The 11,633-nt window shown below is 65.7% G+C and carries 10 protein-coding genes; 2 read left to right on the top strand and 8 right to left on the bottom strand.

Annotated features, from left to right (window positions below; genetic code table 11):
* Positions 1–118: 118 nt before the first annotated feature.
* The 8 genes from mraY to coq7 all read right to left on the bottom strand — a co-directional run bounded on the left by mraY (position 119) and on the right by coq7 (position 8,854).
* Entirely contained in the window at positions 119–1,288 is a 1,170-nt protein-coding gene (mraY, locus tag ABIC76_RS13020; protein WP_009241610.1) for a phospho-N-acetylmuramoyl-pentapeptide-transferase, read from the bottom strand.
* 15 nt (positions 1,289–1,303) lie between these two features.
* The gene (locus ABIC76_RS13015) at positions 1,304–2,740 is read right to left on the bottom strand and encodes a UDP-N-acetylmuramoyl-tripeptide--D-alanyl-D-alanine ligase (protein ID WP_354534232.1); all 1,437 of its coding nucleotides are present in this window, start codon (positions 2,738–2,740) and stop codon (positions 1,304–1,306) included.
* Positions 2,737–4,281 carry a UDP-N-acetylmuramoyl-L-alanyl-D-glutamate--2,6-diaminopimelate ligase gene (locus tag ABIC76_RS13010; protein ID WP_354534231.1) on the bottom strand — a complete coding sequence of 515 codons (1,545 nt, stop codon included), beginning with the start codon at positions 4,279–4,281 and terminating at the stop codon, positions 2,737–2,739. Before ABIC76_RS13010 ends, ABIC76_RS13015 begins: the two co-directional genes overlap by 4 nt.
* Positions 4,278–6,065, bottom strand: coding sequence for a peptidoglycan D,D-transpeptidase FtsI family protein (locus ABIC76_RS13005; protein WP_027680306.1), 1,788 nt, complete (start codon positions 6,063–6,065; stop codon positions 4,278–4,280). Before ABIC76_RS13005 ends, ABIC76_RS13010 begins: the two co-directional genes overlap by 4 nt.
* Positions 6,062–6,406: a cell division protein FtsL gene (gene ftsL, locus ABIC76_RS13000; protein ID WP_027680305.1), complete on the bottom strand. Its 345-nt coding sequence runs from the start codon at positions 6,404–6,406 to the stop codon at positions 6,062–6,064. The genes ABIC76_RS13005 and ftsL overlap by 4 nt, the downstream gene beginning before the upstream one ends.
* Before the next feature lie 16 nt (positions 6,407–6,422).
* Positions 6,423–7,382: a 16S rRNA (cytosine(1402)-N(4))-methyltransferase RsmH gene (gene rsmH / locus ABIC76_RS12995; protein WP_027680304.1), complete on the bottom strand. Its 960-nt coding sequence runs from the start codon at positions 7,380–7,382 to the stop codon at positions 6,423–6,425.
* Between the two features lie 9 nt (positions 7,383–7,391).
* A complete protein-coding gene (gene mraZ, locus ABIC76_RS12990) occupies positions 7,392–7,820 on the bottom strand; it encodes a division/cell wall cluster transcriptional repressor MraZ (protein ID WP_004633088.1) in 429 nt (142 codons plus the stop codon).
* 380 nt (positions 7,821–8,200) lie between these two features.
* Positions 8,201–8,854, bottom strand: coding sequence for a 2-polyprenyl-3-methyl-6-methoxy-1,4-benzoquinone monooxygenase (gene coq7, locus ABIC76_RS12985; RefSeq protein WP_354534230.1), 654 nt, complete (start codon positions 8,852–8,854; stop codon positions 8,201–8,203).
* A 380-nt stretch (positions 8,855–9,234) separates the two neighbouring features.
* Between coq7 and ABIC76_RS12980 the strand changes: the two genes are divergently transcribed.
* Positions 9,235–10,413 (top strand): porin, encoded by a 1,179-nt coding sequence (locus ABIC76_RS12980; RefSeq protein ID WP_354534229.1) that lies wholly within the window; start codon positions 9,235–9,237, stop codon positions 10,411–10,413.
* 127 nt (positions 10,414–10,540) lie between these two features.
* The gene (locus tag ABIC76_RS12975; RefSeq protein WP_502947861.1) at positions 10,541–11,560 is read left to right on the top strand and encodes a Bug family tripartite tricarboxylate transporter substrate binding protein; all 1,020 of its coding nucleotides are present in this window, start codon (positions 10,541–10,543) and stop codon (positions 11,558–11,560) included.
* The last annotated feature ends 73 nt before the right edge of the window (positions 11,561–11,633 follow it).

The following is an 11,633-nucleotide window of genomic DNA, read 5'->3' as shown; positions in this document are numbered from 1 at the left end:
ATCGGCTCGGCCGAATCGAGCGTCGCGACAACGGCGTCCACGGCGGCGTCCGGCGGCGTGGCGGCCATGTCGTCGTCCGGCGTGATGGGGGCGTCGGTCATGGTTGTCATGTCCGTGCTCACCGCAGCTTCAGGGTCGACAGGCCGATCAGCACCAGCATCATGGTGATGACCCAGAAGCGCACGACCACTTGCGTTTCCTTCCAGCCGGACAGCTCGAAATGATGATGCAGCGGCGCCATGCGGAACAGGCGCCGGCCCTCGCCATAACGCTTCTTGGTGAACTTGAACCACGTCACCTGCAGCATCACCGAGACGGTCTCCGCCACGAAGATGCCGCCCATGATGAAGAGCACGATTTCCTGACGCACGATCACGGCGATGGTGCCCAGCGCCCCGCCCAGCGCGAGCGCGCCGACGTCACCCATGAACACCTGTGCCGGATGCGCGTTGAACCACAGGAAGGCAAGCCCCGCACCCGCCATCGCCGAGCAGAAGATCAACAACTCGCCCGCCCCCGGAATGTGCGGGAACAGCAGGTACTTGCTGTAGACCGCGCTACCCATCACGTAGGCGAACACGCCCAGCGCGCTGCCCACCAGCACGACGGGCATGATGACGAGGCCATCGAGGCCGTCGGTCAGGTTCACCGCATTGCTGGAGCCGACGATCACGAGGTACGTCAGGATGATGAAGCCGAACACGCCGAGCGGATAGCTGATCTCTTTGAAGAACGGCACGATCAGGTGCGACTTGGCCGGCAGGTTCAATGACAGGCCGCTGCGCACCCACTCCATGAACAGCTCCAGCACGCGCATGTTGCTCGTCTCGGACACCGAGAACGCCAGATACGCGGCTGCAAACAGGCCGATCACCGTCTGCCAGAAGAACTTCTCACGCGAAGACATGCCCTTCGGATCACGGTGCACGACCTTGCGGTAGTCATCCACCCAGCCAACAGCGCCGTAGCCGAGCGTGACGAGCAGCACGATCCAGATGAAGCGGTTGCCCCAGTCAGCCCACAGCAGCGTCGACACGGCAATGCCGATGAGCACCAGCACGCCGCCCATGGTGGGCGTGCCGGCCTTGACCAGGTGCGTCTGCGGACCATAGCTGCGCACGGCCTGGCCGACTTTCAGTTCCGTCAGGCGACGGATCACCCATGGCCCGAACCCGAGGCCGATCACGAGCGCCGTGAGCGATGCCATCACGGCGCGGAACGTCAGATAGTTGAAGACGCGCAGGAAGCCGTAGTCGTTCTGCAACCATTGCGCCAATGCCAATAACATGGGTTCTTGCTTCCCTTAATGCTGCTGTTGTGTGTTGGAACCGGTCGGCAAATCCGCGACCGGGTCTTTCAAGACCAGCGCTTCCACAATGCGTTCCATCCGCATGAAGCGCGAGCCCTTCACCAATACCGTCGCGGCCGGCGCAATGGCGCCCAGGCCGTGTTCGATCAAGTCTTCCGCCGACGCAAAATGCTGCGCGCCCGCGCCGAATGCATCGACTGTGTGACGCGCAAGCTCGCCGGTTGCGAGCACCGCGTCGATGCCGTGCGTGCGCGCATACGCGCCGATCTCTTCGTGGAATGCCGGGCCCTGCGAGCCCACTTCACCCATGTCGCCCAGCACCAGGCAGCGCGGCGCCGGCAGCGTAACCAGTGCGTCGATCGCCGCGCGCATCGAATCCGGGTTCGCGTTGTATGTGTCGTCGATGACGAGGCCGCCGTGTGCGCCCTGCTTGCGCTGCAACCGCCCCTTGACGGGCGCGAAGTTGTCGAGCGCGTGTGCAATCACCTCCGGGGCGACACCGGCGGCCAGCGCGCACGCCGTCGCCGCCAGCGCATTGCGTGCGTTGTGCAAGCCAAGCAGCGGCAAGGTGATGACGAAGCGTTGGCCAGGGGCCTGCACATCGATGCGTTGCCCGGCGGCGGTGTCCACCACCGTGCCCGTCACAGCCCCGGCCTCGATGCCGAAGTCGAGCACGCGGCGCGAACCGGCCGCGGCTTGCCACACCGGCGCGTATTCGCCCCCGTTGGCCGCATCGCGCGGATACACCGCTACGCCATCGGCCGGCAACGCGGCCAGCACAGCGGCGTGTTCTTCAGCCACCGCTTCCACGCTGACCATGAATTCCTGGTGCTCGCGCTGGGCGTTGTTGATCATCGCGACGGTCGGCTGCGCAATGGCGGCCAATACGGCCGTCTCGCCCGGATGGTTCATGCCGAGTTCGAGCACGGCCAGCTTGTGTTGCGCGTTCAGGCGGAACAGCGTAAGCGGCAGGCCGATGTCGTTGTTGAAATTGCCGGCAGTCGCCAGGCGGGCGTCTTCACCGACGGCCTGCGCAAAGATCGCGGAGATCATCTCCTTGACCGTGGTCTTGCCGTTGCTGCCCGTGACGGCGACGACGGGAATCGGAAACTGGCGGCGCCAGCCGGCGGCAAGCTGGCCGAGCCCGATGCGCGTGTCGGCGACGGTCAGCACGGCCACATTGGTGACATCGAGCGTGGCGGCCGGTGCGCGCGACACCAGCACGGCAGCAGCGCCACGCGCCACCACTTCGGGCAGGAAGTCGTGCGCATCGAAACGCTCGCCAATCAGCGCGACGAACAGGTCGCCGGGTTGCACGGCCCGGCTGTCGGTCGTCACGCGCAGGATCGCTGCGTCGGGGCCGGCAAGATAGGCGCCGGCCATCCAGGCAGCGGCGTCGGTGGCGTGCATCATGACGGTCGCGGCGCTCATGCATTCACCCCGCGGGCGGCGAGCGCCAGACGCACATGTTCCTGATCGGAGAACGGCCGCTTGCGACCGGCAATCTCCTGTGTCGATTCATGTCCCTTGCCGGCCACGACGATCACGTCGTGTGCATCGGCGTGGCGCACGGCGTGCAGGATAGCGGCCGCGCGGTCTTCGATCTGGGTGGCGGCGCGCGGGTTGTCCATGCCGTCGGCGATCTCGTCGAGGATGTGCTGCGGATCTTCGCTGCGCGGGTTGTCGGAGGTCAGCACCACGTGCGGCGCCAGGCGCTCGGCGATGGCGCCCATCTGCGGACGCTTGCCGGGGTCGCGGTCACCGCCGCAGCCGAACACGGCCCACAGCTTGCCGCCGCGCGCTTCGGTAATCGGCGCGAGTGCGCGCAGCGTTTGCTCCAGCGCGTCGGGCGTATGGGCGTAATCGACCACCACGAGGGGGCCGTCTTCGCCGCCGAAACGCTCCATGCGGCCGCTCACGGGCTGCAGCTTTTCCAGGCGCACAATGGCGTCCTGCCACGGCACGCCAGCCGCCAGCAGTGCGCCCAGCACACCCAACAGATTCGATACGTTGAACAGGCCGACGGTGGGCGCATGCACGGTCGCGTGACCGAAGCTGCCGTCCACGTCGAACGTCGTGCCGGTGCGATGCGCGCGCACGTTGCCGGCGCGCAGCCATTGCCTGGCGCCGTGCTGCGCAGCCGCTTCGCCGTCGATGCCGTATTCGATGGTTTCGACTTCGGCACGGGCGTTCTGCAGCAAGCGCACACCGGCCGCATCGTCACGGTTGATGACTGCGGCGCGCAGGCCCGGCCAGCTGAACAGACGCGCCTTGGCGAGTTCGTACTCGGCCATCGTGCCGTGGTAGTCGAGGTGATCCTGCGTCAGGTTGGTGAACACCGCGATGTCGAAGCAGGTGCCATCCACGCGGCCTTGCTCCAACCCATGCGAGGACACTTCCATGGCAATGGCGCGGGCGCCCGCGCGATGCAGATCGGCGAGGCTGCGCTGGAGCTGGATGGCGTCGGGCGTGGTGAAGCCGGTCGCGGCCAGCGCATCGACAAACCCCGTGCCGAGCGTACCCACCACTGCGCAGCGCTCACCATGTTTGGTCAGCGCCTGCGCAATCCATTGCGAACACGAAGTCTTTCCGTTGGTGCCCGTCACGCCGATCACACGCAGCGCTTCCGGGCCCGGCACGCCGTACCACTGCGCGGCCAGCGGCCCGGCCAGTTCCGCCAGGCCGTCCACCGGCAGAATGCGCACGGGGGCGTCGGCGGGCATCGCGTAGCCATGGGCTTCGGCCAGCACGGCGGAAGCCCCGGCCTCGATAGCCTGCGGAATATGCGGACGGCCATCGCCATGCTGGCGCACATTGCCGAGCACGTAGGCGACGAACACATCGCCGGTCTTGAGCTTGCGTGTGTCGCTCGTGAGGTTCGCACCCGCCGGCGCTTGTACGCGCAGCCAGTCCACCACGGGCGCCAGGCGCGCTGCGATGGTCGGACGATCGGAGGTCGGCTTGGCTGTCATTGCAGCCCCCCTACCGGCTCTTCCGGCACGTCCGGCGTCATCACGAGCTGACGGACCGGCGAATCCGGCGGCACGTTCAACGCGCGCAAGGTGCCGCCCACGATCTGCGAAAACACCGGCCCGGCCGCGCCACCACCGTAGCGGTTACCGACCGTGGGCTCGTCCACGCTCACCGCGACGATGATGCGCGGGTTCGACATCGGCGCCAGACCAATAAACGAGGCGCGATACTTGGAGCGGTCATAGCCGCGCCCGGTGTGCTTCCACGCCGTGCCGGTCTTGCCGCCCACGCGATAGCCCATCACCTGCGCCTGGGGCGCGGTGCCGCCGGGTGCCGTCACCGTCTCAAGCATCTGGCGGACCTGCCGCGCCACTTCCGGAGAGATCACGCGCTCGCCCTGCGGCGGCTGCCCATTGGTGCGGTACATCGTGATCGGGATCAGCTCGCCATCGTGCGCGAAGATGGTGTAGGCATGGGCGATCTGGAACAGCGAGACCGACAGGCCATATCCATACGACATCGTCGCCTGCTCAATGCGGCGCCATTTGTTGGCGGGCCGCAGCCGCCCCGCCACCGCACCCGGGAAGCCGATCTTGGGCGCCTGCCCCAGGCCGACGCTCGTGAACATGTCCCACATTTCCTGCGGCTTGAGCGTCATCGCAATCTTGGTCGTGCCGATGTTGCTCGAGTGCTGGATGACCTGGGCGACCGTCAGCGTGCCGTAGTTGCCGGTATCGGAAATGGTCGCGCCTTCAAAACTGTACTTGCCGTTGGTTTGCACCAGCGTGTTAGGCGTCACGCGCTTGAGCTGCAGCGCCAGGCTGATGGTGATCGGCTTCATCATCGAGCCCGGCTCGAAGGTGTCGGTCAGCACGCGGTTGCGCAACTGCTCGCCTGACAGGCGGCTGCGGTCGTTCGGGTTGTAGGTCGGGTAGTTGGCGAGCGCCAGCACCTCGCCGGTCTGGGCATCCAGCACGATGGCGCTGGCGGCCTTGGCGTGGGTACGCTCGATGGCGGCCTTCAGTTCGTTGAAGGTCAGGTACTGGATCTTGGCGTCGATCGACAGCGTCTGGTCATGCCCGTCACGCGGGGCCTTGAGCACGCCCACGTCTTCCACCACGCGGCCCAGCCGGTCCTTGATCACCTGGCGTTGGCCAGCGGCACCCGCGAGATCGGACTCGCGTGCCAGCTCCATGCCTTCCTGGCCCTTGTCCTCAACGTTGGTGAAACCGACGATGTGCGCCATCGCCTCGCCTTCCGGATAGAAGCGCTTGTATTCACGCGTCTGATAGATGCCTTCGATCTTCAGCGAGGCAATCTGATCGGCCACCTCGGGCAGCACCTGACGCTTGAGGTAGACGAAGCCCTTGTCTTCGCCGAGCTTGCCCGACAACTCCTTATTGTTCATGCCGAGCAGCTTGGCGAGCTTCTTCATGTCCTCGCCAGGCACGTTGTTGGGCACGTCTTCGGGCACCGCCCAGATGGCCTTCACCGGCAGGCTCGTCGCCAGCACCAGACCATTACGATCGAGAATCTTGCCGCGCGTGGCGGGCAATTCCAGCGTGCGCTGGAAGCGCTTCTTGCCCTCGGCCTCATAGAAACGGTTGCCGGGGCCTTGAATCCACAGCGCGCGACCGATCAACGCCAGGAAGGCCGCGAACATCAGGAACACGACCAGCTTGGAGCGCCACATCGGCAGGCGCAGGCCCAGCACGGGGCTGGCGGAAAACTGGCCCAGGCGCGCACGCGCCGTGGTGCCGTTGGATTTGCGTGCGCCGCTCATGGCTGGACTCCGGAAGCCGTGGGCGCGCTGCCCTCCACCGAGGACGCCATCGAGGACGTCCCAGCGGCCGGCAAATCGGCAAACCCCTGCAGATACTGCGTGCGGCCCGCCTGTGCGGGCGACATCTTCAATTGCCTGCTCGCGATGTCGGCAATGCGAGCGCTCTTGCCCAGCGCGCTCTGCTCATATTGCAGACGCGACCAGTCGGTGTTGAGTTGCTTCTCTTCCGCCTGCGCGCGATCCAGCGCGACAAACAGTTGCCGCGCCTGATGCTGTGCGTTGACCAGCGACAGCGCACACAGCACCAGCGCGGTCAGCAGGAACATGTTCAGGCGGTTCATGTGGCGGCCTCGTCGGTCAGCAGCGTTCGGCCACGCGCATGATGGCCGAGCGCGCACGCGGGTTGGCCGACACCTCGGCCTCCGACGGCTTCACACGGCCCAGCAGGCGCAACTGCGGCGCCGGCAACTCATGCGCACGCAGCGGCGCCCGACGCAGCTCCGGCGCGGCGGATTGCTCCGGGCGCGCCAGGGCCTGCATGAAGCGCTTGACGATGCGGTCTTCCAGCGAATGGAAGCTGATCACGACGAGACGTCCCCCCTGTTCCAGGCGTTCAAAGGCGGCCTTCAGACCGGTTTCGAGGTCCGCAAGCTCTTGATTGACGTGAATCCGTAAAGCTTGAAAGGTGCGGGTCGCAGGGTCTTGGCCCTTCTCGCGTGTTTTGACGGCTTGCGCCACGAGCGCGGCAAGCTCGGATGTGCGATCGAGAGGACCTCGATCCCCGGATTGGCCCCGGCGAGCAACAATCGCCTTTGCAATCTGTACAGCAAACCGTTCTTCCCCATAGTCCCGTATCACCCTCGCAATGTCGCGCTCATCAGCCTCGGCCAGCCATTGGGCTGCGGTGATGCCGCGCGTGGTGTCCATCCGCATGTCGAGCGGGCCATCCATCCGGAACGAGAAGCCGCGTGCGCCTTCGTCGATCTGCGGCGAACTGATGCCGAGATCGAGCAGGACGCCGGCCACCCGCTCCACGCCGCGCGCGTCCAGGCACTGGGCCATCTGCGCGAAGCTGTCATGCTCAATAGCGAAGCGGGCATCCTCTACGGTGCCCGCTTCGGTGATTGCTGCCGGGTCCTTGTCGAAGGCGACAAGTCTGCCGCCGGGCCCCAGCCGTTCCAGGATGCGCCGGCTGTGCCCGCCCCTCCCGAAGGTTCCATCGATATAGATGCCGTCGTCGCGCCAGATGAGCGCGTCGACCGCTTCGTCTAGGAGCACCGTCTGATGGCGCAGTCCCGTACTGGCTTGGGTTGTCATCGCGCGTCATCAAAAGGAGAAATTCTTGAGGGCGTCGGGCATGCCTTGCGCCATGGCGGCCTGCTCCTTCGCGGTGTACGTGGCGGCGTCCCAGACTTCGAAGTGGCTGCCCATGCCGAGCAGCATCACGTCACGTTCAAGGGAGGCGGCCGCGCGCAGTTCCGGGGTGATGAGGACGCGGCCGGCGGTATCGAGTTCGACATCGGCGGCGCTGCCCAGGAAGATCCGTTTCCACCAGTGGGCTTCCATCGGCAGGGCGGCGATGCGCTCGCGGAAGCGTTCCCACTCCGGGCGCGGAAACAGCATGAGGCAACCGTCCGGGTGCTTGGTCACAGTCACCCGGCCCTCGGCCTGCAGCTGGAGCGCTTCGCGGTGCCGCGACGGAATGGACATCCGCCCTTTGGCATCCAGCGTCAGCGCTGACGCACCCTGGAACACGTTGGTTTCTCTCTCCGCGCGGCGACTTGATCGCCACTCACCTTGTCGTCAACTGGCCCGCAAACGGCCTCTTTAAACCACAAAACTACACTTTCTGACACTGTTTCCCACTTTAGAGGAACGACTTTAGGCGGTCAAGGCTTGCACAGGCCTGCGAGACGGAAAATTTGCAATCAGAACAATGACTTAGCGCACCCGCCCAAGAAGGGTGCGCGACTTTTCCCAATCAAATGAAGGAGATAGCGTGGTTTATGTAGAAACCACGTGAGAGAACGGCAGGCGACAGCGCCCCTTGTGCGGGGGCGCTGATCGCTCGCGGTAACGCTCGGGCGAATGGAGGAGCGTGCGATTTGTCGTCGGCGCGTCAGCCGCGACGTGCGTCAAATGCGGTAGGCGGTGGCCGTCATGACGCGCGACGCAGCGCGCATGGCCTGGCGGATGGGCGCAGGCAACTCGATGCCGCCCGCTTGGCGCGCGTTATCGCCGTGGCGGATTTCGTCGTCGCGCATCTGGGCGACGATGGCACGCGAGCGGGTGTCCTGTTCAGGCAACTTGTCGAGATGGCCGTCGAGGTGATGCTCCACTTGGCGTTCTGTCTCCGCGACGAAACCGAGGCTGATCTTGTCGCCGAGGCGCCCGGCCACCGCGCCGATCGCAAAGGCACCGGCATACCAGAGGGGGTTCAGGAGGCTCGGGCGGTCGTTCAACTCCTGCAGGCGCTGGGCGCACCAGGCGAGGTGGTCTTCTTCTTCGCGGGCGGCTTCGTCGAGCTGGGCGCGGATGGCCGGATCCCGTGCAAACAGGGCTTGCCCCTGATACAGGGCCTGGGCGCACACCTCGCCGACATGGTTCACGCGCATCAGGCCTGCGGCATGGCGGCGGTCAGCCTCGGCAAGCTTGGCGGCGGCATCGGCCGTATCCGCGGAGGCGGCGGAGGCGATGACGGCATCGGCGGGGTTCGGTCGGCTGGCGCGGGTGACGCCCGCCACAGCGCGCAAGGCGCGGTCGAATTCGGAGAGGAAGCGGTCGAGCATAAGTACAGGCGCCGTCGGCAATGGCGTGCGGCGCAATCGCCATTGTAAGGCCGACATGGCGAAGGACTTTGCGCGCAGTCAGAAACCAGCGGACCAAACACTACTGTACGGGATAACCCTGCGGGCGCGCGGATCGCATCTAAAACCGCAAGGAATCGGCGGCGGACATCCTCGATCTATTTCGAATTCGGAAACAGCCTGTTGCCGGGATCAGACAGCAAACGCGCGTTTACGAACATTCGTTCGCAAATTTCGACCGACGCCTGCAACCCGTTGCTACATTAGTCAGCGACTTCGTTTGAAAGTCATGGGGCGGGAAGACGAGAACGGAGGGTCTGCCTGCCACCGAACCCAATAAATAAAGATCTGGAGACCGACCGATGAAGAAATCGCTGCTGGCATTGGCAGTGCTGGGCACATTTGCAGGTGTTGCGCAGGCTCAGTCGAGTGTGACGCTGTATGGCGTGGTCGACGCCAACGTTGAGTACGTCAACCACGCGCAAGCCGTGACGGCTGCGGGGGTGGTCATCCCGGGCAGCAGCGGTTCGCGCCTGGCGATGCAGGCCGGCGGGCTGTCTTCCAATCGCTGGGGCTTGCGCGGCGTTGAAGACATCGGTGGCGGTCTCAAGGGCCTGTTCGTTCTGGAATCGGGCTACGGCATGGACACCGGTACGCTGCAGCAGGGCGGGCGCCTGTTTGGCCGCCAGGCGTTTGTCGGCTTGCAGGGCAACTGGGGCAAGATCACGCTGGGCCGGCAATACACCACGATCTTCGACATGATGGCGAACTTCTCGCCGACCGGTTACGCCACGCAGTACGAGCCGGTGGTCGGCCAGCTGGGCCCGAACTTCCGCGAAGACAACGTCATCAAGTACACGGGCGCATTCGGCCCGCTGACTGTGGAAGGCCACTGGTCGTTCGGCGAGCGCGCCGGCAGCCAGACCGCCAACTCGGCGTACGGCGTGGGCGCAAACTACTTTGGCGGCCCGTTCGGCCTGGGTATCGCCTATGACGAAGTGAAGGTCCTGACGGCAGCCGAAGCCCTGGGCGGCCCCGGCAACGAGTACGCCAAGGACAAGCGCGCCGCCATCGCCGCGAGCTACACGGTGGGCGCGGTCAAGGTCATGGGCGGCTATCGCTACGGCAAGACCGACACGGCTTCGTCTGGCGCCACGCTGGCGCTGCTGCCGCACCGCGACGACTATTACTGGGCGGGCGTGAACTACCAGGTGACGCCTGCCCTGGGCCTGACGCTGGCGTACTACTACGACAACATCAAGGAAGCGACCATCGGCGGCGCAACGGTCAACCCGCGCAACCCGCAGCAGTGGCAGTTCATCGCCGACTACAACTTCTCCAAGCGCACCGACGTGTACCTGAGCGCGGCGTATGCACGCAATGCGTCGCTGAACTGGGATTCGATCGGCTATGTGACGAACCCGGCAACGGGCGCGCAGACCTCGGTGGGCTACCTGCCGGCTGCATCGCAGACGTACTTCATCACGCCGAACTCGGATAACCAGGTCGGTGTGGCGATCGGCGTGCGCCACAAGTTCTGACGCACGCTTTGGTTTTGCCCGCCGCCCCTCTCCTTGGCGGGCGCAGGAAGGCACCTTCGGGTGCCTTTTTGCATGGCCGCGCGCTATGCTGTGCCGACCCAAAAACATCATCGGAGGAGACATGACCGTGCCTTGCACGCTGCGCCGCACCTTGCTGCGCGCAGCCTTTGCCGGTGCTGCTGCCGGCGTCATCGCGTTGCCTGCGGCGGCGCAAACCCCGCCGTATCCAGCCAAGCCGATCACCATCGTCGTGCCGTTCACGCCGGGCGGCACGACCGACATCCTGGCGCGCGCCGTCGCCGCAGAACTCACGCGCGGCGCCGGCTGGAACGTCATCGTGGACAACCGGCCTGGCGCGGGCGGCAACATCGGCTCGACGCTCGTGGCCAAGGCCGCGCCCGACGGCTACACGCTGCTGATGGGCACGGTCGGTACGCACGCCATCAACCAGACCCTGTACTCGCAGAACGGCGTGCGGCTGGGTTTCGATCCGATCAAGGACTTTGCGCCGATCACGCTGGTGGCCTCCGTGCCGAACGTGCTCGTGGTCAACCCGGCCTTTGCGCAGAAGAACAAGATCAACTCGGTGAAGGACCTCATCGACTACGCGAAGGCCAATCCGGGCAAGCTGAACATGGCGTCGTCGGGTAACGGAACGTCGATCCATCTGGCCGGCGAGCTCTTCAAGACGCAGACGGGCACGAGCATGGTCCACGTGCCGTACAAGGGCAGCGGTCCAGCGCTGACCGATCTGATCGGCGGCACGATGGACCTGATGTTCGACAACCTGCCCTCGGCCATGCCGCAGATCAAGGGCGGCAAGCTGAAGGCGCTGGCCGTCACGAGCGCCAAACCCTCGCCGGCGCTGCCCGGTGTGCCAACCGTCGCGCAAGCCGCCGGCCTGCCTCAATACGAGGCGAGTTCGTGGTTCGGGCTGCTGGCGCCAGCCGGCACGCCGCCGGCCATCGTGTCGCGCATCCAGCAGGCGGTGGCGAAATCGCTGGCAAGCCCCGCCGTCAAGGAGAAGCTCGAAGCGCAAGGCGCCGAGCCCGTGGGCGACACGCCCGAGCAGTTCGCCGCGCACATCCGTGCCGAGACGGCGAAGTGGGCCTCGGTCGTGAAGGCCTCGGGCGCCAAGGTGGATTGACCGCGCAGCCATTGAGCACGCCGCCCGCCGCGCGCACAATGGGCGGCCTTCATAACGACAACAACGCAACGTC

It is taken from the genome of Ralstonia sp. 1138, assembly GCF_040544795.1.
GTDB classification, from domain to species: Bacteria; Pseudomonadota; Gammaproteobacteria; order Burkholderiales; family Burkholderiaceae; genus Ralstonia; species Ralstonia flatus.
The sequence above is the reverse complement of the archived record's forward strand: the minus strand, read 5'-3'. Positions and strand labels throughout refer to the sequence as shown.

Bases quoted from the DNA above. Each gene is read 5' to 3' on its own strand.
- ftsL (WP_027680305.1), bottom strand. From the start codon at position 6,406: ATGAACCGCCTGAACATGTTCCTGCTGACCGCGCTGGTGCTGTGTGCG.
- ABIC76_RS13015 (WP_354534232.1), bottom strand. From the start codon at position 2,740: ATGAGCGCCGCGACCGTCATGATGCACGCCACCGACGCCGCTGCCTGG.
- ABIC76_RS13010 (WP_354534231.1), bottom strand. From the start codon at position 4,281: ATGACAGCCAAGCCGACCTCCGATCGTCCGACCATCGCAGCGCGCCTG.
- coq7 (WP_354534230.1), bottom strand. From the start codon at position 8,854: ATGCTCGACCGCTTCCTCTCCGAATTCGACCGCGCCTTGCGCGCTGTG.
- mraY (WP_009241610.1), bottom strand. From the start codon at position 1,288: ATGTTATTGGCATTGGCGCAATGGTTGCAGAACGACTACGGCTTCCTG.
- ABIC76_RS13005 (WP_027680306.1), bottom strand. From the start codon at position 6,065: ATGAGCGGCGCACGCAAATCCAACGGCACCACGGCGCGTGCGCGCCTG.
- ABIC76_RS12980 (WP_354534229.1), top strand. From the start codon at position 9,235: ATGAAGAAATCGCTGCTGGCATTGGCAGTGCTGGGCACATTTGCAGGT.
- rsmH (WP_027680304.1), bottom strand. From the start codon at position 7,382: ATGACAACCCAAGCCAGTACGGGACTGCGCCATCAGACGGTGCTCCTA.